The sequence below is a fragment of the Salinibacter sp. 10B genome (genome assembly GCF_002954405.1).
In the GTDB taxonomy this organism is placed as follows: Bacteria; Bacteroidota; Rhodothermia; order Rhodothermales; family Salinibacteraceae; genus Salinibacter.
Genome location: NZ_MQWC01000004.1, coordinates 3873603 through 3894931, shown reverse-complemented (window position 1 = coordinate 3894931; position 21329 = coordinate 3873603). Strand labels below are relative to the sequence as shown.

Below are 21329 nucleotides of genomic sequence, written 5' to 3'. Positions count from 1 at the left end.
TTATTCCTATGGCCGACGCTTCTTCCGACCATACCTCCTCACGCCGCGACTTTCTGAAGACGGGCGCCCTTTCTGCCCTCGGTCTCGGCACCGCCGGCCTAGCCGGACCCGCACAGGGCCGCTCGGCCACCACCCTCGACGCAATCGACGCAGCGGGCAAGGCCAAAAACATCATCTTTCTCGTGACTGACGGCATGAGTGCCGGGACCCTCACGATGGCCGACCTCCACCTGCGCCGTCACGAGGACCGTGCCTCAAACTGGATCCGGCTCTACGAAGAGGGGCGTGTGCAACGGGGGCTCATGGACATGGCCTCAGCCAACTCGATCGTCACTGGCTCCGCGGCCGCTGCCTCTGCCTGGGGCTCCGGCCACCGGGTCTACAACGAGGCGGTCAACATGAGCGAGGACGGAGACGAATACCGTACGATTCTCCAGATCATGCGAGACGCGGGCAAGAGCACAGGCCTGGTGACCACCACCCGGATCACGCACGCCACCCCGGCGGGCTTCGGGATCAACATGCCTGAGCGGTGGAGTGAGGATAAGATTGCGGCCCAGTACCTGGAACGGGAGTACGACGTGCTCCTCGGGGGCGGTCGGCGACACTTCGTCCCCAACACCCGGACAGACAATTCCAATCTCCTGGACGACTTTCGACAGAAGGGATATACGGTCGCCGAATCAAAGACCGACCTTCAAGAATGGAACCACAAAGGACGGATCCTCGGGACGTTCAACGACACCCACCTCCCCTACCTCCTCGACTACCGCCACACGCCGGCCCACCAGGAGCAGGTGCCGCGGCTGCCGGCCATGACCGAGGCCGCGCTCCAGCGGCTCGACCGCAACCGCGACGGGTTTCTCCTTCAGGTCGAAGGCGGACGCGTAGACCACGGCGCCCACAACGCTGACACCGGCGCCCTCGTCTACGATCAGATCGAATTCGACGACACGATTGGCACGGTGCTCGACTTCGCCCAGGACCGCGACGACACGCTCGTCATCATCACCACCGATCACGGCAACGCCAATCCGGGAGTCAACGCCGCGGGCGACCGCTATAGCGACTCGAACGCGATGTTTGACCGTATCGCTGACTTCCAATACACAAACGACTGGATCCTTTCCAAACTCGACGAAAGCAGCACGTACCGAGAGATTCAGAATCGGGTCGAAACCGCATGGCAGTTCCCCATCACGCGGGACGAGGCCGAAATCCTGCAGGAGTCCCTTCGAGGACACTACGAGGCAGCCTACCGAAAGGAGAGTGAGCCCGACACGGTGCTCGCCGCCATTCAGGCCAACTACACATCCGTAAACTGGCTAGGCACCGACCACACGAGTGACTACGTGGAGCTGGCCGCCCTCGGCCCGGGAAGCGAAGCCCTCGGGGGATTCACCCGCAACACCGACCTGTTCGACCTCATGGTCGAGTCCGCCGGTGTCCAGGAGTACGCAAAGCAGTAACCGCGGATCACGAATGTCAGCGAGAGGCGAGCCCCCCTCCTATCGACTTTAGAAACCGGCCCTGGCAGGAAACCTAAGCGGGACGAGAGGTCTCCCACGTCGTAGCAGTCGCGCAACAATCATGTGATCATCTCCGAGCGCACAGAGGTGTGGGGCCAAAGGAAGAGAACCGCGGGCTTCTCCATGGATAAGCGACAGAATTAGCAGGAGATAGAATCAGCAGCCTCCGAGAGGCCGTCGAAGAACGCACCGAACTGGTCGCGCAGAGCCGCAATGGCCTCCGGAGCAAGACAGTAGCACACGCTGGGACCATCAACGGTGCCCTGGATGAGTCCCGTCTCCTTCAGCACCTTCAGGTGGCGAGACACGGTGGACTGGGCAAGGGGCAGGTCCTCGACGATCTCTCCGCAAATGCACTCGGAGCGCTCGGCCAATACCCGAAGAATGGCCAGACGGGCCGGATGGGAAAGGGCTTTGGCCTGCTCGGCCATTTTCGCCATCTCAGCGTCGAACTGGTCTGCTTTTGTTTGCATACCGGAAACCTATTTCATCAAGTATCGCCGATATTCGATGTATAGAGGGAGGGGGAGTTCCGTTCAGGGAAACATCTCAACTAGGAAAAATATGCAGGAATCGGTTTCCGCGTGCCGGGATCTCATCCTTCGAAGCTCCAGTCCTCCCCCCTCTCTTTCGTGTGCAGGTCTTTGGATGATGCAAACGCCACGTCGGACCGACCGTCCTCTACGAAGACTCCCAGACCAGTCTCACGGTGACGCTCCCAATGCCCAGGAGTCCTAGCACCTGCATGCCCATAACGAGCGCTGGAAGCGACGTTGCGGGGGTCACAGCTACGTAGTAGATGCCCCCCTGAAGGGCAACGAAAAGGAAGAGCGTGAACGTCGCCATCCAGTACAAGGCCCGCTCCACGGTTCGCCGTACGCGTTTCTGTTCGGTGTCGGTCGACAATTCATCGGCCTCTTGACCAGGCACACTGATCCAGGATGCAGGAACATTCGTCACGACCCAGGCCGTCCCGTACAGAGTTCCCGCATTAAGAATGCTCAGGCCCGGGAGTAACAGCCAACGTCCCAGGGTTGTCCCCCAGTAGGCATCGGCCGTCCCATAAACACTGAAGTGATGGGGCATCTGCTCAGGAAGAGTGGGGTACAGCAACAAACTCCCCACCAACACAACGATCAGGACTCCGGCGTTCACGAGGTGGGGGATCCGATTTCTGATGTACATACCAGTCTAACTCCGTTCCGTCCTTCAAGAGGGGCGTCCGCGCTCAAACGTAGCCTGCTGTACGGTATCGGGCGCAAAGGCCTCCTTTAATACCGGCACCCCGTCCTCAGGAGCACAGTCACCGCAGAGGAAGATATCAACAGCAGCATAGTCGTGCTCCGGCCACGTATGGATCGTGATGTGAGATTCGGCCAGGAGAATGACCCCCGTCACGCCCCCATTTTCCTCAAAGGGATGGAGGTGCGTTTCCAGCAGGGTGGCCCCACACACCTCCGCCGCTTGCTCCAACACGTGTGTGACGTGCTCCACATCGGCAAGACGAGAGGCCCCGTAGAGTTCGCAGATCAGGTGCCGCCCGTAGCACGATTCGGGGGCACCGAAAGAGGCCGAATCGGAGGCGGACGATACACTCGACATGGGACAGGAATGTAGATATGCAAAAACGGATGGGGAGACGATGTAGAACGCTCAGGACGACTCGTCCAGGTATTCGAGAACGCGCTGATAGGCCGCATTGACGCGCTTGGAGACCTCACCTGCCACTTCCCGCTTCTCCTCGTCCTGTTCGAAGCGGTCTTGATGATACTGTTTCATTACGCGCCGGTAGCCCGTTTTCACGGTTTCGCGGTCACTCCCCACCGGCACTTCCAGCGCCCGGTACGCCTTCGCAACGTCGGGCGGCACCTCGGCGGACGACGCCCCCGAACCGGACGGCGGCTCCGACGACAGCGGATCGTCCCAGTCTACGTCCGTCGTCTCCGGCCCGTTCGAATCTGCACGGAGGTCGCCGAGATGGGCCCGAACAATGCGCTTCAAGCGACGGGAGAGAGACATGACAGGCAGAGAAGGTGCATTTAAGAGGACGCGCGAGGGAGAATGTTGTCGAATTCGTACGGCTCTACTTCACGTCCGGCGTACACGTGCCAGTCGTTGCTTCCCAGACATTGAAACGCCACGAACCCCTCCTCCCCCTGGTACACCCAGTAGTGGGAAAGGTCGTCTCTTGGAGGCGACGGAGGCGCTTTCGACATGCTCGCCCCTACGATAAAGTACCCTGGAATCAGAAGACATCCCGATCCTCCACCGGAAAAGAGTCCCGACACCAGAATCGCCGCGATAAACCCAATCCGAGCGTAGGTCGGCGGGATGTCCAGATGCTCAGCAATTCCTCCACATACCCCCATCAGCCAGGCATCGCTACGGGAACGAACGACCCGACTCGACGAATCCTGAATCCGTGCGTCCTCCTCGGCCAGAACGTACTCCTCGCCCTGGTAGGTAACGGTATTGGGAGGATCCTCTTCACGCACCGCCGCCAGAAAGGGCTCCCCCTCAACCGTGACGTCGGTAATGTCAGCCGGACGCAGCAGCCGAAAGAGATCGCCCTGCACGTACTCATGCTCCAGAAAAAGCACGTCTCCTCCGCATGTAAGCCTCCATTCATCGGCCGGCCATCCCTCCTGCTCGTATGTTTTGTGTCCCCTCACCTCCCAGGTGCGCATATCATAGTCGAGCATGAAGCCCTCGCGCAGCTGGTCGAGCGAGCCTGAAGTACCCATCAGTCGAGGTGAAGCTGTGGAGTAGACGCGACGAGCGTTCTCGAAGGAAGCTCAGAGTGACGGCAGGGGAGCCTCCCCAAACGCTGAGGCCGCTCGTTACTTCTCGCTATCGAGCTCCGCTTTCAACGCTGCGAGTTCGTCGTCGGTGTCGGAACTGCTCGCTTCCCCGAGTGCATCTTCGATTTCCTGGTCCACGCTCTTGTTTTCTTCCGCCATTTCCCCATAGGCCTCCGCCATGTCTTCCTCCTTCTCCACCTTCTCCTTCATTCGCTCCATCATGGCGATGGTCCCGTCACTATCGCTCTGGGCGAGCTCCTCATTCACCTTGCGCGTAGCGGTCGCGGCCTTTGAGCGGGCACGTAGGGTGGTTAGCTCACTCTCATACTGGCTGATCTTCTGTTGCAGTTTGCTCACCTGCTGCTGTAGCTGGTCGGCCTGTTTCTTCTGCGACTCGTAGCTGGACTGGAGCTGTTCGACCTTGCTTTCGGCCTGCTTCTTTTCGTTGAGGGCCTTCCGGGCCAGCTGGTCGGCCTTCTGCTCATCCATATCTCCCTCCTTGCCTCTCTGTAATAGCTTCTTGGCGTCGCTCTGATACTTGTCGGCTCGCTTGCGGGCCTCGTTCAAATCTCGCTCCAGCTTGTTGACCACCGACTTCGTCTCGGCGAGCGCCTCCTTGGCATCGCGCAGGTCACTCTTGAGGTCGCGGATGCCCTGTTTAAGCATCTTCTCGGGGTCCTCCGCCTCATCGAGGGCGGCGTTGGCTTCGGACTTGAACATGTTGATAGCGCGCTTGAATAGACTCATGACTGATCAGGGGTTGGTGAAGAACCGAGAGGAATTCGGACAATTCTGCTCCGAGAATGGAAATCACAGGAGGCAACGCTGAGTCGAAAATCAGAGCTGTCGGTCATCCGACGCCTCAAGCGCCGGATGCTCAACGCTCCCCCGTCGCACACTAGTCGAGGCTACGGCGCAGATCGATGAGCTCGTCGCCATACTCCTCCAGAGCGAAGTGGAGGGCATTGATCGTCCCACGCAGCTCCTCCAAATCGAGCGTGCCGAGCCGCAGGGTGTCGCGAAAACGAATCTGTGTCCCATCGTCACTCAACATGAACGCGCCGTGCACGAGCGTGCCGTTCATTTGAAGCAGCCGTTCGAACAAATGAGCAGTGTCGGCCTCGCCCGGCACTGCCATGATGGACTGTTGAATCTCGACAATCGGGTCTTCACAGTCGATTACCATGTTGGAGATGCCACGCTCCTCATCCTCGACGACGAGAAGATACTCGTCAGTATTTTTTCTTGAGATGACCAGCCCGATGTCGCCCACCCAGTTACAAATGGTCTGAAAAACCTCAGCATCGCGCTCAGCTTGAGTCGTTTCCATAAGAGAGACAGAATCGATGAGAAGGGAAATAGGAGGTGTCATTTTGGTATTGTACGAATTCACCCTCCTCCCGTCAAGAATCAACCACAAGTGGATCCCCCTTGATGTCCCTCTGTCGGATTGACGGGTATGGATTTCTTGAAAGGCTTCCCCGTTCAGTGCGCACCGCCAAGTCGAAAATTATTCGCAGTCGGAAACTCGGAGCCCAACTCGTCAATACGAGCGATCCATTTGATGTTGGCATGTACCATTCCCCGCAAACACGCCTTCTCCTGTTTCAGAAACGTGGCGCGTCGTCCTTGTGCGCCCCACAGGCAGTTGCGGTTTTGCTTCGGATTGGTACGTCTCTCCTTCGTGTTTTCGTCGCAGCCCGGTTGTCCCCATGATTGAGGTTTTGATTCTCGACGCTCAGCAACTTGCCCAACGCCAGATGGGATCCCAGGCCATGCGGTCCGGCGCCATGGCCGGGGCAAACATCGAATCGGCCGTGCGCAACCAGATGGCCGATCGCCTGCAAAAGGGCCTCGCCGGCCGGGGCATCGACGTGACCGTCAAGAAGAAAGGCTCTCAGGGCATGGAAATCACTATCGACAACCCGGCGAAGGCAGCCTGGGAGCAGGGGGTTATCGCGTGGCTCGTGGCGAAGGTCATGCCCAGCTCTATTGAGTATAGCATTGCCCCTTCCATCCGAGACACGCTGGAGGAAAATGGCATTGAGGGGGAAGTGGACGTTGTGTGATTCCCCCAGGAGGAGGGGAATGGCCCCTCGACAGCCCAACAAGATCTGAGTGGGGACGGGCTCCTTCTGTCTCCCGTAGCGCTTTGAGACCGGGGCTCGGCCGGCCCCTTCGAGCCTCCTTGGCGCCTCCCGCTATTCGAATCGGCGCTCTAGGTCTTCGCGCCGTCGAACTGCTCTGCTTCTGCCTCGCGGATCCAACCACAACCTTTTCCCTTCTCGTCGCGTCGTCCGTCTTCGCTCGTGAAGCCTCCTGCGTTCATAGCAACGTTAGACTCTGGGCTTCTGTGTGTCTGTCCCATGACGCTGTTTTGCAAAATCCCCTCCCCGTGCCATGACTGACTCAGAGCGCACCGCCCTCCGTGTCTTCGTCGACCTCGAATGGAAAGCTCGACGACATGCCTACGCCGCTGCCGGATCTCCATTTGGCTCTGGTCGCGGCCTCGACGTTTGGATCGAATTCGAGCAACAAACAACGGTGAACTGATCCGGGAGCGCTGAATGTGCTGGTCGTACGTAACGTTCTGGCGTGAGACCGACAAAAAGGACGCGCATTCATCAGGATTCGGTGCGCGTTCTTCTGGCTCCGCTCACCAACCCAGCACAGTGATCATGAAGTGGTTTAAAGCAGCAGTCGTCGGGGCTTTCGGCAGCCTTGTAATGTTTGCCTTCCTCACCCTTGGAATTCACGGGACGGGCATCGCCCCGTTTAATCTTCCTCCCTCGGCCGCCTTCCTTGAGCAGTTCGGCCTGAACATCGGCCCCCTCCCCCTTCTCGCCCACTTCGGCTACGGCGCCACCTGGTCCGTTGTCCTCGTGGCCTATGCCGGCGCTGACATCGACGTGAAGGCCGGCCTCACTCTCGCAGTAGGCCTCTGGCTTTTCATGATGCTGGTCTACTCTCCGCTTATCGGATGGGGCATCTTCGGCGCTGGCGGAATTGGGCACACACTCGCTCCCGATCATCCCCTCTACCTCGGCTCTGCGGCGAAGTACGTCGTGGCAACCCTCGTGCTGCATCTCATCTACGGGAGCATCATCGGGGGCATCAATCCAGCCTGGATCAATACCAAGACGACCGAGCAGGCGACAGTATAGCCCTCTGCGCACGCCTTCTGATTCGCCTCGACGGCATATCGCCTCCGGCTGCAAGGGGTACTGCGTCAGCGGACCTTCGGCCTCGCGTGGGTATGGAAGTCTGGAGGCGCGGATGAACGTGACGTCCACATCCATACGTCCACACTTCCGTGCCCCAACGACGCTTGGGACACTGGTACCAAAGGAGATCGTCGCATAGACGTGTACTCGGGACGCTTCAGGAGTCGTCTTGATACAGATCCATGTAGAGCCCTACTGCGGCCGCCATCGACACAACCCCCACAACAGCGGGCAAAATGGCGACAAAGAAGTAGGTACGTCCCGACATTCCCCACTCCGGACCAAGCCAGAGCATTGCAATCACCCATACGTACAAGAGGGCAGCGCCCCAAAACGTGAGGTGAAATAGTTGACCTTTTCGGGTGTTATCCATGGCGTTGATCATCCACGATTCCGTTCGGAGGGAGCCTGTGCCTCAGCCGACAGGCGATCTACTTTTTCCACGTAAGCGTCGGGGTCGGCCTTCCGCTCAAGCCCCCCCTTACTCATGTACCGCACCTTCCCGTACACTGGACGCTCCTTCCAGCCGCGGTCGTGTAGCCCGAAGACCCAGGCCACATTTGCGTAAGAGTTTGGATCCCGTCCATCCAGAAAATATCGGTTATTGAGCGCCAGCGTCCATTCAAAGGCCGTTTGGGGATCAGGAGACCATTCCAGAATTTTCTTGCCCCAGTACATGCGCATGTAGTTATGCATGTAACCGGTCTCTCGCATCTCCTTCATCGCGGCGTTCCAGTACGGATCGTGTGTATTGCTTCCCTCCAACTCCGTCTGGGTGTACACATGCTCGCGCTCATCGTCGGCATGATCGGTGAGCGTCTCGCGCGCCCACTCTGGAAGGCACGCGAAGTCGTCGTAGGTATCCGGCCGAAAATGTACGTGGTTGACGGCCAGCTCTCGTCGAACAATCAGCTCTTCAAGGTAGGACTCAATGTCCTCCTCCGGCGCCTCCGTCTCTTGGATCTGCTGGGCCAGCCACACCGGCGAGATCTGTCCAAAGTGCAGATACTTGCTCATGTGCGAAACCGCACTCGACTGCACCTGATTTCGGTTCTCGTCGTAGCCGTCCAGGTGCTTCTGCTGGAAAGACTCCAGAATCGCCTCCGCTTCCGAAAAGCCGCCGCGGTACAGAGCCCGGACAGGAGCCACGCTGTCATCCAGGTCCAGTTGGTCTGCAACCGCCTCTACATTGTTGAGGACGAGGCCGTCGTCCACCTCTAGGTCCATCGACGGAATGCGAACTGAAGCCGGCTCAGGAAGCGCAAGAAACCGGTCGAGGTGCTCGTGAATCTTCGGACGGATCGTGCGGGCGGCGTACTCTGCCTTGTCGGTGACCGTCTCGACCGGCACCACTACGTCCCCTTCCACTTCCGTCACCAGACAGGATGCTTCATCGGCTACCCGTCGCCGCCACCGCTTCTGATGACGCAGGTATCCCCGATCGGTCACCAGCACCGCGGCGGCATCCGCATACGACAGCGCGACCGCATCGGGCGCCCCGTGACGCACAACCATCATGACTCCCCGCTCTTGCATCGCCTCCTGCGTCTCTCGGAGCCCCTCGAGCATGAACGTGTAATGACGACGATTGGCCTCCGGATAGTCGTCCGTCAGCCCAAAGACGACGAGGAGCGGCTTCCCCAAGTCGTTGGCCCGCTGAATGGCATAGTCCAATGCGGGGTTGTGCTGGGCCCGCTGCGACTGCTGCATCCAGTACAGAACGTACCGGCGCGTGCCCCGAACGGCGGCATCGTTGAGAGCCCGAACGCGAGCAGGAGGAACAGCAGACATGAATCAAGGAGATTGGCGAGCAAAACTCCGGATCTGTAGAACCGATATCCGTGCCTCCCTTTCCGTCCGCTTCCCCCCGGTGCCGAGTCGTGACGGAATCGTTTCGAGCCGACGGGTCAGGCAGTGGTCTCCTCCGCAGACTCCGTCTGAGGAGTGTCCTGCACGTCCATCACGTCCATCTGCACCCCGTTGGTCGGAAAATTCAGCTGCCCTTCGGACTGCGCGATGACAGAAGCGACCATCGTGTCGCCCGTCACGTTGTTTGTCGTGCGAAGCATGTCGAGGGGCCGGTCTGCCGCCCAGATGAGCGCGATGCCAGCGCTGGGCACGCCAATCGACTCCAGGATCACGACGAGCATAACAGTTCCGGCGCTCGGCACCGCGGCGGCCCCGATCGAAGCCAGCGTTGCCAACAGCACAATGTTCAGTTGCTGGGAGATGGCAAGCCCAATGCCAAGCACCTGGGCAATGAAAACGGCCGCGACCGACTGGTAGAGGGCCGTGCCATCCATATTGATGGTCGCTCCGAGCGGCAGTACGAACGACGCAATCTCCTCCGACACCCCAAGGTTTTTCTCCGACACTTCCATCGTCACCGGCAGGGTGCCGCCGCTCGACGAGGTCGAAAACGCCACGAGCTGCGCCGGCAGGATGGCCTGGAAGTAGTCGCCCACTGCAACCGGCGTGAAGAGCGACATAAAGATGGGATACACAAGAAAGACCATGATCGCCAGCCCAATCACCACGGTCAGACAATAGAACCCGAGCGCCCCAAGCAAACTCACGATGTTGCCCGCACTTCCCGTAGCAATGGACGTGATGGCGTCCGCGAGCAGCCCGAAGACCCCGATCGGCGCCGTATACATAATGAGGTCAATGAGCCTGATCACGAGCTCATTCAGACTCCGAAAGAACGAGAGTAAGGGTTCGGCATCCTCTTTCGGAATTAGAAGCAGACCGATGCCGATGAAAATGGCAACGAACACGATCTGGAGCATATTTCCATTGTCCGACGCCGAACTGAAGAAGTTGGCGGGCACCAGATCAACGAGCGGCTGGAGGGGACCACGGTTTTTTGCGTCTGAGGCGAGCTTCTTGCTCATCTCAACCTCATCCTGATAGGTCTGCTCCAACTTCGTCTGGGTTTCCTGGGTCACAGTGTTGCCGGGCTGTAGGGTATTCACCAGAACGAGCCCGAGCGTAAGTGCGATCGTGGTAGTGAGCAGGTACAGCCCTAGCGTCTTTCCCCCAATTCGGGAGAGTTTCTTGAGATCTCGGAGCGACGCTACTCCTACCACCAATGAAGCCAAAATGAGGGGGACCGCGATCAGCTTCAGCAAGTTCAGGAAGATGGTCCCGAACGGCGCAATCCAGTCGCTCGTAAATCCGGCCCACCCGGCACTCGCCGCAACGACTCCGTAGGCAAGACCAAGAACGAGACCAATAAGGATTTGCCAGTGCAGCTGTTTATACCAGGCCATGGACACACGTCATTTCGGTAGAGTCACGAGCGACAGGAAGGTAGTACCGATACATAAATAAAAAGAGAGCGCGTGGCCATACAACCACGTCGAGCACCGATCTCGTGAAGGTTACTCTTACGCCCCCTGCTATATCAGCCAGAAAAGCACAGCCGCGATTGCGCCTCCGGTGGACCCGATCCCATTCACCACGTCGTTGTCCACCATCCCCCACCCACGAACCGGCCGTTCCGTTGGCGTAGCTGGGCGCTCGGGCGCTGCCGTTCCTGCCCGCGGCGCGTACTGCGCCTGGAGCGTCGCCCCCACGAGACTATCGCATCCCATCCCAATCAGGCCGGCCCCGATGATTCCTCCCACCGGTACTGCCCCAAGGAGATCCCCGGAGGCCGACACGTGAGCAGCGAGGGCCACGGTGGCGGCCCCCAAAAGAGCCGCAACGGTCCCAAGCACGGAAATTGCCCCCGATGCCCCCCTCGATACCCGCATTCCATCGATCAGCGAAACAGGACGTCCGGCGTATCGCGTTCCCACTTCGGTCGCCCAGGTGTCGGCCGCGGCGGACGCCAGAGCGCCGAGAAATCCTGCGTAGCAGCCTGCACAAAGGACCGTTCCTCCGGCTCCAAGGGCGCAAATGAGGAGAAGCGCCCAGGCCCCTCCTCCATTGGCCATCACCTGACGAAGTGTGCGCCGAACATCTGGGGCCGGTCCCCTATCATCCCGTGCCGGAAGGGCGGACAACGCACTCGACAGAACGAAGAACGCGAGCGCGGGCACGGCCCACGGAGCGCCGCCGAGACCGACAAGGGACGCTGCGAAGAGGGCCCCCGCGGATGCTCCGGGCCCGTCGAGCGTCCCTGCCCACCACGCCCCTGCTCCAACGCCTGCCCCCACCGCCATCGCTCCTGCCATGTGAACAAGAGGCACAGTCCCCTCCCATACCGGCACCAGTACCGAAAGAATCGCAATGACGACGGTGAGGTTGTCCCATCCGTTCTGACTGATTGCCTCCACCGTCGTGGCTGCCACGGCAACCAGTACGGCAACGGACACCGCATACGCCAAGGGCTTCCCCGTTCCCTGAAGGACAAGTGTCACGAGCAGGAATGCACTTCCCGCAAAGGCCAAGATCCCCCACAGGGTTGCCGAGTCCGTAAGACGCCGCTGTCCGTACTGCTGCCCCACCCAGGCCGCGACTGGATCGGCCAGTCCAACTACTAGAAACGCGATCTGAAAGAGGGGAATTCGACTGGGCGCCGCGCTCCACGTAACAGCCAAGGCCGGCAGCACGGCCGCGGGGAGCGCGATGGTGCCCCAACTCGACGGCCGAGCAGCGTGCACACTCGGCCACCAGCCGAGTCCCCACGCGCCCGCATTGACTAGAACGAAGCCTCCCGCAAGGAGATATAGGGGACCCGGCCCGGAGAACGCCCAGGGCGCGGCGGCGACGAAAACACACACTCCGGCATGAACAATCCGTCGCGTCCCGGTGGCCGACACGCCCATCCGTCGGAGACCCTCTCCCCCAGCGACGAGCCCTCCAATTCCGAAGGCGGCCCCCAACAGCACCAGCGCATCAAAGATCGTCATAGCACAGAGAGAACAGTGGTCAGGACGTGCTCGCCGCCCCCCCGAAGGAAGTCCCCCTCGCCAACTCGTCTGCGTACAAGCAGAAATGGTGCGTGGTTTTCGATGTCAACCGTTGGGATTAGGGACTTTTGAGCCCCCGTCGGCTTGGCAAAAGGGGATAGATCCACGGCGTTATCAGCACATGGCGCATGCCTGCCGATGAGATCGAGATGCGCCCAGCACCTGACGTGATTGTTTTGACTCGGCTGCTAGAGCCCTGTAAAAAGGCCCCAACACCACAAGGTGCTGGGGCCTTCTACATTCAATCAAATGTGGAAAGCACGTAGCGTGCTCAGGCTTATCCCTCCGACTCAGAGGAGGCCTCGATTTGCTCAACCTCGTCCTCGCTCGGCGCGCCGTCGCCGGCAGCTCCATCGCCACCGGCCGCCTCGCCGTCGCCGCCAATGGCCGCCTGCAGTTCCTCGAGTTCGGACTTCGAGCCCACCACGAGGTCGCGATACTGCCGCTGTCCCGTTCCGGCCGGAATCGAGTGGCCCACGATGACGTTCTCCTTGAGCCCGTCGAGCGGGTCGGTCTTCGCCTCGATGGCCGCGTTCGTGAGCACCTTCGTCGTCTCCTGAAAGGAGGCCGCCGAGATGAAGGAGTCGGTCGCAAGCGACGCCTTCGTGATGCCAAGCAGGACCGGCTCACCCACAGCAGGCCGAGCCTCACGAACCTCAATCTCCGGCTTGTCTTCCCGCTTCAGGTCGGAGTTCAGCTCTCGGAGTCGCCGCCGACTGATGATCTCGCCGATCTTCACGTCGGCATCGCTCGGGTCGGTTACGACAAACTTGTCGTAGAGCTCGTCGTTGGCCTCGGCCATCTTCTGGCGATCCACCACGTCCTCTTCGAGGAAGTGGGTGTCGCCCGGCGAGGTAATGTTCACCCGCTTCATCATCTGCCGGATCACAACCTCGAAGTGTTTGTCGTCGATGTCGACGCCCTGGAGGCGGTAAACCTCCTGCACTTCGTTGAGGAGGTGCTCCTGCACGGCGCGCGGCCCCTTGATTGACAGGATGTCGTGCGGGGCAATCTGGCCGTCCGAAAGCCGGTCGCCGGCCTCCACGTAGTCGCCCTCATGGACGAGCATGTGCTTGGAGAGAGAAACCATGTAGCTCTTCTCCATCTCCCCGTCGCGGCTCGTGACGATGACCTCCTGCGAACCGCGCTTCCGGTCGCCGAAGCTCACAATGCCGTCGATCTCGCTGACCTCGGCCGGTTCGTCGGGGGTGCGGGCCTCGAAAAGCTCCTCGACGCGCGGCAGACCCCCGGTAATGTCGCTGGTTTGTGCGGCCTGGCGCGGCATCTTCGCGAGGGTCTGTCCGGCCTGCACCTTATCGCCCTCATCCACCTGGATACGGGCGTCGACCGGCATGTTGTAGTCTCGCTCGTCGCCGTCGTCGGTCTCGACGACGATCGTCGGAGTAAGGGTGCGCTCCCGACTCTCCACAATGACCTTCTCCTTGTGGCCGGTCTGCTCGTCGGTCTCTTCCCGGTAGGTCGTGCCTTCGATGACATCCTCGAAGCGCACCGTCCCCGTGGCCTCCGTGAGGATGAGGCTGTTGTAGGGGTCCCAGCTGGCGAGAACATCTCCCTCCTCCACCTCGGCCTCCTCCTCAACGGTAAGTTCAGCGCCGTACGGCACCACGTAGCTGGTGAGTTCGCGGCCGTCCTCATCGGAATCCATGATGCGGATCTCGCCCTGACGCGTCAGTACGATCTCCTTCGGACCGTCGGAGTCTTCGTACGTCACCGTCCGCAGGTTTTCAAACTCGACGGTGCCGTCGAACTTGGCCTGGATCGTCGACTCGGCCGAGACGCGCGTCGCTGTACCGCCCGTGTGGAAGGTCCGGAGGGTAAGCTGCGTCCCCGGCTCCCCAATGGACTGAGCGGCCACCACGCCGATGGACTCGCCCACCTCGACCATGCGCCCGGTCGCCAGGTTCTGTCCGTAGCAGAGCGTGCACACTCCGCGCTGTGCCTCACAGGTGAGCACCGAGCGAATCTCGATCTCCTCGATCGAGGTCTCGGCAATGCGGTCCGCAATCTCCTCTGTGATCAGCTCGTTGGCCTCGACGATCAGCTCGTCGGTGTGGGGATCGTACACATCGTGCACCGATACCCGGCCCTCGATGCGATCGGAGAGCGGTGCCACAATCTCTTCGTTGTCCTTCAGCGCCCCCACGCTAATGCCGCGCAGCGTGCCGCAGTCGTGCTCCGTCACCGTTACGCTCTGCGTCACGTCCACGAGACGACGCGTGAGATAACCGGCATCGGCGGTCTTAAGCGCCGTGTCGGCCAGTCCCTTCCGCGAACCGTGGGTGCTAATGAAGTACTCCTGCACCGACAGGCCCTCCTTGAAGTTGGAGAGGATCGGGTTCTCCAGAATCTCGCCGCCGCCTTCGCCCACGCTCTTCTGCGGCTTGGCCATCAGCCCACGCATACCGCCGAGCTGACGAATCTGCTCCTTCGATCCACGCGCGCCGGAGTCGGCCATCGTAAAGATCGGGTTGAAGCCTTCCTTGTGCTCCTTCAGGGCGTTGAAGAGCACCTGGGAGACCCGGTTGTTCGTCTTCGTCCAGACGTCGATGACCTGGTTGTACCGCTCGTTGTCGGTGATGAAGCCCATCGAGTAGTTCTGCTCGGCCTTCTGTACCTTCTCATTGGCCTCCTCGATGAGTTTCTCCTTCTCCTCCGGAATAATGATGTCGGAAAGGGAGAACGTCATGCCCGACGTCGTGGAGCGCCGGAAGCCCATGTCCTTGATGTCGTCAAGGAAGCGGGCCGTCTTCTTGAAGCCCGTCTTCTTCAAGACATTCGCGATGACCGGGCGGATGTTCTTCGTCGTGAGCACCTCGTTGACGAAGTCCAGCCCGTCGGGGAGCGTCTCGTTGAAGATGACACGACCGACGGTCGTGCTCAGGATTTCGCCCGATCCGTCCGGATCGCGCAGCTTAATCTTGGCGTGGAGGGCCACCCTGTCCTGGTCGTACGCCTGCCGCACCTCGTCGACACTCGCGAAGCGCATGCCCTCGCCCTTCTGGTTGGCCTTCGCCTTCGTAATGTAGTAGAGACCGAGGACCATGTCCTGGCTCGGCACCGCCAGCGGCCCACCGTCGGCCGGGCTTCGCACGTTGTGGCTCGACAGCATCAGCACCATGCTCTCCAGGCACGCCTCGTGGGAAAGCGGCACGTGCACGGCCATCTGGTCGCCGTCAAAGTCGGCGTTGTACGCCGGACAGACCAGCGGGTGAATCTCGATGGCCTTGCTCTCGGTGAGGACCGGCTGGAAGGCCTGAATGCCGAGACGGTGAAGCGTGGGGGCACGGTTGAGTAAGACCGGCCTCCCCTGTATAACCTTCTCCAAAATATCCCAGACGTCCTGCGATTTTTGGTCGACGTACTTCTTGGCACTCTTCACCGTCTTGACGATCCCCCGCTCGATGAGCCGTCGAATGATAAACGGCTTGAAGAGCTCGACGGCCATTTCCTTTGGCAGGCCGCACTGGTGAAGTTCCAGGTGCGGGCCGGACACAATCACCGAACGTCCGGAATAGTCGACACGCTTCCCGAGCAAATTCTGACGGAAGCGCCCCTGCTTGCCCTTCAGCATGTCGCTGAGGCTCTTGAGGGGCCGGTTCGAGGAGCCGCGCACCGAATTGGACTTGCGACTATTGTCGAAGAGCGAGTCGACCGCCTCCTGCAACATTCGCTTCTCGTTGCGGAGAATAACCTCCGGCGCCTTAATGTCGATGAGGCGCTTGAGCCGGTTGTTGCGGATAATCACCCGGCGATAAAGGTCGTTGAGGTCGCTGGTCGCAAACCGTCCGCCGTCCAACGGCACAAGCGGACGCAGCTCCGGCGGAATCACCGGAATCACGCGCATCACCATCCACGACGGCTTGTTGGTGCCGTCCTTGTTCGCCTCCCGAAAGGCCTCCACAACATTCAGGCGCTTGAGGGCCTTCGCCTTCCGCTGCTGACTGGTCTCGGTCTTGACCTGGTAGCGAAGCTCCTGCGCAATCTTGTCGAGCTCCAGTCGCTCCAGCATCGTCTCGATTGCCTCGCCCCCGATCATAGCGATAAACTTGTCGGGGTCGTCGTCATCGAGCCGGTTGTTGTCCTCCCGAATCTGGTAGAGGATGTCGAAATACTCCTCCTCAGTCAGGAGCTGGTTCTTCTCCACACCCAACCGCTCGGCCGAGCCCGGCTGAATGACGATGTAGTTTTCGTAGTAGATCACCTTCTCCAGGTCCTTCGACTTCAGGCCCAGAAGGTGGCCGATCTTGTTCGGAAGCGTCTTAAAGTACCAGATGTGCACCACTGGCACGCTGAGGGTAATGTGCCCCATACGCTCACGACGAACGGCCTTGCGAGTCACCTCTACGCCGCACCGGTCACAGATAATGCCCTTGTACCGAATGCGCTTGTACTTCCCGCAGTGACACTCGTAGTCCTTGACCGGGCCGAAGATTTTCTCGCAGAACAGCCCTCCCATCTCCGGCTTGAACGACCGGTAGTTGATGGTTTCAGGCTTCATGACCTCGCCGTAGGACCGATCCAGGATGTCCTCCGGAGAGGCAAGGCTGATGGTGATGTTATCGAAGTTCTTTTCGATCTCCTTCGAGTTTCCGTACGGCATATAATAGTGTGGATCTTGGATTTTGGAGCATAGGTGGACTGCGGGCGGCGGAGACGGTCTCTAGATCCCGCAATCGGAAACCCAAAATTTAGTCGAGCGTCACCTCGAGGCCCAGTCCCTGAAGCTCGCGCACCAGGACGTTGAAGCTCTCGGGCACTCCCGGCGACGGGAGGTTCTTCCCCTTCACGATCGACTCGTAGGCCTCGGACCGGCCCTGCACGTCGTCGGACTTGTAGGTGAGCATCTCCTGCAGCGTGCTGGAGGCACCGTAGGCGTAGAGCGCCCACACCTCCATCTCGCCGAGGCGCTGCCCACCGAACTGCGCCTTGCCGCCGAGCGGCTGCTGCGTAATGAGGCTGTACGGCCCGATCGAGCGGGCGTGCATCTTGTCCTCGACCAGGTGCTCCAGCTTCATCATGTAGATCTGGCCCACCGTCGTCTTCTCGTCGAACGGCTCTCCGGTACGGCCATCGTACAACTGCGCCTTGCCGTCGCGCGGCAGACCGGCCTCTTCCAGCTCATCGCCCACGTCTTCGAGCGAGGCGCCGTCGAAGATCGGGGTCGAGTACTTGATGCCGAGCTTGTCGCCGGCCCACCCGAGCAGCGTCTCGTAAATCTGCCCGAGGTTCATTCGGGACGGTACGCCCAGCGGGTTCAGAACGAGATCGACCGGCGTTCCGTCTTCGAGGAACGGCATGTCCTCTACCGGTGCAATTTTGGCGATAACGCCCTTGTTGCCGTGGCGCCCGGCCATCTTGTCGCCCACCTCAATTTTCTTCTTCCGGGCCACATAGACCTTCGCCATCTGCACGATGCCGGCGGGCAACTCGTCGCCCATCTCGACCTGATGCTTCTCGCGCTTCGTTTTGCCCTCGATGTCGCGGCGACGCGACTTGTAGTTGCGAAGGAGCGTGCGAATCTTGTCGTTCAACTCCTCATCGTCGGTGAAGGTGGCCCGCACGCTGATGTCTGCCGGATCGACGTCTTCAAACGCCTCTCGCTCAAACTCGGCGCCTTCGGAGAGGATGACCGTTCCGTCCCGGTCCTCCAAGCCTTCCGACGTTTCGCCCCCGACAATCGAGAAGAATTTATTCCAGAAGCGCTCATTGAGATCGTCGAGCTTGCGCTCGTGCTGATCCTCAATGTTTTCGAGCCGCTTCTCCTCCATCTTCTTCGAAGCTGGGTCCAGCTCACGCCGACTGAAGAGCTTCGTGTCGATCACGACACCGCCCTCCATGCCCGGCTTCGCCTTCAACGAGGCATCCTTCACGTCCCCCGCCTTGTCGCCGAAGATGGCGCGGAGAAGCTTCTCTTCCGGCGTCGGGTCGGTCTCGCCCTTCGGGGTAATCTTTCCGACAATGATGTCTCCCGGCGTCACCTCGGCCCCCACGCGGATGATACCGCGCTCGTCGAGGTCCTTCGTTGCTTCCTCGCTGACGTTCGGAATCTCGCGGGTGAGTTCCTCCTCCCCACGCTTCGTATCCCGCACCTCATGCTCAAACTCTTCGATGTGGACGGAGGTGTATACGTCGTCGGCCACGAGGCGCTCGCTAATCACGATTGCGTCCTCGTAGTTGTATCCGTGCCACGGCATGAACGCGCAGAGCACGTTTTTGCCGAGGGCCAGCTCGCCCTTCTCGGTGGCAAAGCCGTCCGTAAGCACCTCGCCTTCTTCCACCCGGTCGCCCTTCTGGACGATGGGCTTCTGATTCATGCACGTGCCCTGGTTGGTCCGGCGGAATTTGGTGAGCTCGTACTCGCGCACCGGCTCGCCGAAGGTGAGGTCCATGTCGTCCTGTTCCTCATCGTAGCGAACCACAATTTTCTCGGCGTCGACATACTCGATTTCGCCGTCGCCTTCTGCCACGACGCAGGCCCGAGAGTCCTTCGCGGCCCGGCCTTCAAGGCCCGTTCCTACGATCGGAGAGTCTCCGCGCAGCAGCGGAACGCCCTGCCGCTGCATGTTGGAACCCATGAGGGCACGGTTGGCGTCGTTGTGCGAAAGGAAGGGCACGAGACTGGCCGAAGGAGAGACAATCTGGTTCGGCGCCACGTCCATGTATTGGACATCTTCGGGCGGCACCCCCGGGAAATCTCCCTGATATCGGCAGCGGACCTCGTCACGCACAAAGTTGCCGTCCTCATCAATCGGCGCGTTGGCCTGCGCGATGATGGCTTTGTCCTCTTCGTCGGCCGTGAGGTACTCCACTTCGTCGGTAACCTGTCCATCCTCTACGACGCGGTACGGCGTTTCGAGGAAGCCGAAGTCGTTGATCGTGGAGTGAACGCAGAGCGAGAGCATGAGCCCAATATTCGGCCCCTCCGGCGTCTCGATCGGGCAGAGGCGGCCATAGTGCGTATAGTGCACGTCTCGGACCTCAAAGCCCGCGCGCTCCCGCGTCAATCCGCCCGGCCCCAGCGCCGACATGCGGCGCTTGTGGGTCATCTCCGCCAGCGGATTGGTCTGATCCATGAACTGGCTGAGCTGGTTCGTCCCGAAGAACGTGTTGATCACGCTCTCAATCGTCCGGGCATTCACCAGGTCCTTCGGAGTAAACTTGTCGGCGTCCCGCAGATTCATTCGCTCCTTGATGGTGCGGGCCATGCGAGCCAGCCCGAGCGAGAACTGCGATCCCAACTGCTCCCCGACGGACTTGACACGGCGGTTGCTAAGGTGGTCGATGTCGTCAGCCGAGCTCTCGCCGTTCTGGAGCTTCACCAGCTCCCGCACGATGCCCACCACGTCCTCCTTCGTGAGCACCTGCGTGTCCTCCTCGACATTGATCCCGAGCCGCTCGTTGATGCGGTGGCGACCTACATCGCCAAGGTCGTAGCGCTTCTCATTGAAGAAGAGGCGATCGAGCGCCTGCTGGGCGGAGTCGATGTCCGGCGCCTCACTTCCTCGAAGCTTCTGATAGAGGTGATTCAGCGCCTCGTCTTCCGTGTGCGTCGGGTCCTTCTTGAGCGTTTCGACGAGGGTGCTCTTATCGAGCTCATCGTCGTCGGTGTCTTCTCGGACGAGATACACCCGCGTAATGTCGTGCTCATCAAGCACCTCCCAGTCGCCCTCCTCCAGTTCGTGCTCGGCCGGCAGGAGCACCTCTCGCTCCATCTCCTCATCTACAACTTCGCCGGTATCCTCATCGACGATCTCGATGGTCTTGTCGATCGTGACGCTCGTCGCAAGCTCACGGTCGAGGTATTCCTCAAACTCCTCCTCGCTCTCGATGTCCACCGGATCGGCAAACCCAAACATCCGGATGATCTCCTCGTCGCTGGAGTAGCCCAGCGCCCGGAGAAGCGTCGTGACCGGCACCTTTTTCTTCCGGTCCACATAGGACCACAGCACGTCACGCACGTCAGTCGAGAATTCCATCCAGGATCCCCGGAACGGAATGACGCGGGCGCTGAAAAGCTCAGTGCCGTTGGAGTGGATTTCTTTTCCGAAGAAGACCCCCGGACTCCGGTGGAGTTGGGAGACGATGACGCGCTCAGCGCCATTCACGATGAAGGTCCCCCGGTCCGTCATAAACGGCAACGTGCCGAGATATACCTCCTGCTCGATGGCTTCGATGGCCTCTTCGTCTCCGTCCTCCTCTTTGCTCGTGAGGCGAAGGGTCGCCTTCAGGGGAACCGTGTAGGTCAATCCCTGGTCCATGCATTCCTGCACGGTGTGCTTCGGCGCATCGAGCTCATAACTCACAAACTCGAGCGTGTACCGCTCCCGACTGTCCTTAATCGGGAAGTGCTCGTTAAAGACTTCCTGGAGACCGACATTTTCGCGGTCTTCGGGGGGGACGTCGTCCTGGACGAAATCATGGAACGTCTTGATTTGGACGTCCAAGAAGTCCGGATAGTCCCAAACGGACGGAATGTCGGCGAAGCTTTTGCGCGGCTTCGCGTCTTCAAGGTGTCCGCTGGTAGAAATATTCCCGTTGAGAAGGGTCGGCATAAGCTACAGGAGTTCGCTCGCGGAGTGTAAAACAATCGCAGAGAAAGGCTTTCCATCCACAGGTATTGGACGCCCCAAACCCGAAGGAATTAGAAAACGGCTCAGGTGTGGCGGGCCGCAGGCAGCGGTTGATGCTCAGTGACCGGGGAGATCGAACAACCCTGAGCGCATCCCATGAAGTCAGTGTCGGTGACCATGCACAACTGGTTGAAGCGGTGCCTGCCCCTTTGTACTGCATTTCCGCCCCAGGGGCGCCTCTTGTATCTGGGGAGTGTTCTCCTCC

The 21329-nt window shown here is 60.2% G+C and carries 17 protein-coding genes; 4 read left to right on the top strand and 13 right to left on the bottom strand.

Translation table 11 applies throughout. From position 1 onward, the window contains the following. Positions 1 to 8 precede the first annotated feature (8 nt). On the top strand, positions 9 to 1469 hold the full coding sequence (locus BSZ35_RS15835; RefSeq protein ID WP_105013348.1) for an alkaline phosphatase: 1461 nt from the start codon (positions 9 to 11) through the stop codon (positions 1467 to 1469). A 200-nt stretch (positions 1470 to 1669) separates the two neighbouring features. Here the strand turns inward: BSZ35_RS15835 and BSZ35_RS15830 are convergent, their stop codons facing one another. The 7 genes from BSZ35_RS15830 to BSZ35_RS15800 all read right to left on the bottom strand — a co-directional run bounded on the left by BSZ35_RS15830 (position 1670) and on the right by BSZ35_RS15800 (position 5660). Then, a complete protein-coding gene (locus tag BSZ35_RS15830; protein ID WP_105013347.1) occupies positions 1670 to 2002 on the bottom strand; it encodes a metalloregulator ArsR/SmtB family transcription factor in 333 nt (110 codons plus the stop codon). Between the two features lie 208 nt (positions 2003 to 2210). Beyond that, positions 2211 to 2684, bottom strand: a complete 474-nt coding sequence (locus BSZ35_RS15825) for a DUF1648 domain-containing protein (protein WP_181149375.1) — start codon at positions 2682 to 2684, stop codon at positions 2211 to 2213. A gap of 54 nt (positions 2685 to 2738) precedes the next feature. Beyond that, positions 2739 to 3131, bottom strand: coding sequence for an adenosylmethionine decarboxylase (gene speD, locus BSZ35_RS15820; RefSeq protein WP_105013345.1), 393 nt, complete (start codon positions 3129 to 3131; stop codon positions 2739 to 2741). A gap of 51 nt (positions 3132 to 3182) precedes the next feature. Next, positions 3183 to 3548 (bottom strand): J domain-containing protein, encoded by a 366-nt coding sequence (locus BSZ35_RS15815; RefSeq protein WP_105013344.1) that lies wholly within the window; start codon positions 3546 to 3548, stop codon positions 3183 to 3185. A 20-nt stretch (positions 3549 to 3568) separates the two neighbouring features. Further along, positions 3569 to 4273: a DUF4178 domain-containing protein gene (locus BSZ35_RS15810; RefSeq protein WP_105013343.1), complete on the bottom strand. Its 705-nt coding sequence runs from the start codon at positions 4271 to 4273 to the stop codon at positions 3569 to 3571. Between the two features lie 96 nt (positions 4274 to 4369). Next, positions 4370 to 5077, bottom strand: coding sequence for a PspA/IM30 family protein (locus BSZ35_RS15805; RefSeq protein WP_105013342.1), 708 nt, complete (start codon positions 5075 to 5077; stop codon positions 4370 to 4372). Between the two features lie 151 nt (positions 5078 to 5228). Beyond that, the gene (locus tag BSZ35_RS15800; RefSeq protein WP_105013341.1) at positions 5229 to 5660 is read right to left on the bottom strand and encodes a YbjN domain-containing protein; all 432 of its coding nucleotides are present in this window, start codon (positions 5658 to 5660) and stop codon (positions 5229 to 5231) included. 382 nt (positions 5661 to 6042) lie between these two features. Between BSZ35_RS15800 and BSZ35_RS15795 the strand changes: the two genes are divergently transcribed. The 3 genes from BSZ35_RS15795 to BSZ35_RS15790 all read left to right on the top strand — a co-directional run bounded on the left by BSZ35_RS15795 (position 6043) and on the right by BSZ35_RS15790 (position 7494). Next, positions 6043 to 6399 carry a hypothetical protein gene (locus BSZ35_RS15795; RefSeq protein ID WP_105013340.1) on the top strand — a complete coding sequence of 119 codons (357 nt, stop codon included), beginning with the start codon at positions 6043 to 6045 and terminating at the stop codon, positions 6397 to 6399. 331 nt (positions 6400 to 6730) lie between these two features. Continuing rightward, positions 6731 to 6883 (top strand): hypothetical protein, encoded by a 153-nt coding sequence (locus tag BSZ35_RS19610; RefSeq protein ID WP_181149374.1) that lies wholly within the window; start codon positions 6731 to 6733, stop codon positions 6881 to 6883. 125 nt (positions 6884 to 7008) lie between these two features. Next, a complete protein-coding gene (locus tag BSZ35_RS15790; RefSeq protein ID WP_105013339.1) occupies positions 7009 to 7494 on the top strand; it encodes a hypothetical protein in 486 nt (161 codons plus the stop codon). A 217-nt stretch (positions 7495 to 7711) separates the two neighbouring features. Here the strand turns inward: BSZ35_RS15790 and BSZ35_RS15785 are convergent, their stop codons facing one another. From BSZ35_RS15785 to rpoB, 6 genes are all read right to left on the bottom strand, one after another. After that, the gene (locus BSZ35_RS15785) at positions 7712 to 7927 is read right to left on the bottom strand and encodes a hypothetical protein (RefSeq protein ID WP_146110133.1); all 216 of its coding nucleotides are present in this window, start codon (positions 7925 to 7927) and stop codon (positions 7712 to 7714) included. Positions 7928 to 7935: 8 nt separating this feature from the next. Next, positions 7936 to 9345, bottom strand: coding sequence for a deoxyribodipyrimidine photo-lyase (locus BSZ35_RS15780; protein WP_105013337.1), 1410 nt, complete (start codon positions 9343 to 9345; stop codon positions 7936 to 7938). 116 nt (positions 9346 to 9461) lie between these two features. Further along, complete coding sequence (locus BSZ35_RS15775) at positions 9462 to 10826, bottom strand: dicarboxylate/amino acid:cation symporter (protein ID WP_105013336.1); 1365 nt, start codon at positions 10824 to 10826, stop codon at positions 9462 to 9464. Between the two features lie 129 nt (positions 10827 to 10955). Then, positions 10956 to 12413 carry a DUF92 domain-containing protein gene (locus BSZ35_RS15770; protein WP_105013335.1) on the bottom strand — a complete coding sequence of 486 codons (1458 nt, stop codon included), beginning with the start codon at positions 12411 to 12413 and terminating at the stop codon, positions 10956 to 10958. 337 nt (positions 12414 to 12750) lie between these two features. After that, the gene (rpoC, locus tag BSZ35_RS15765) at positions 12751 to 17094 is read right to left on the bottom strand and encodes a DNA-directed RNA polymerase subunit beta' (RefSeq protein WP_105013334.1); all 4344 of its coding nucleotides are present in this window, start codon (positions 17092 to 17094) and stop codon (positions 12751 to 12753) included. 88 nt (positions 17095 to 17182) lie between these two features. Next, positions 17183 to 21046 (bottom strand): DNA-directed RNA polymerase subunit beta, encoded by a 3864-nt coding sequence (gene rpoB, locus BSZ35_RS15760; RefSeq protein ID WP_105013333.1) that lies wholly within the window; start codon positions 21044 to 21046, stop codon positions 17183 to 17185. Positions 21047 to 21329: the final 283 nt, after the last annotated feature.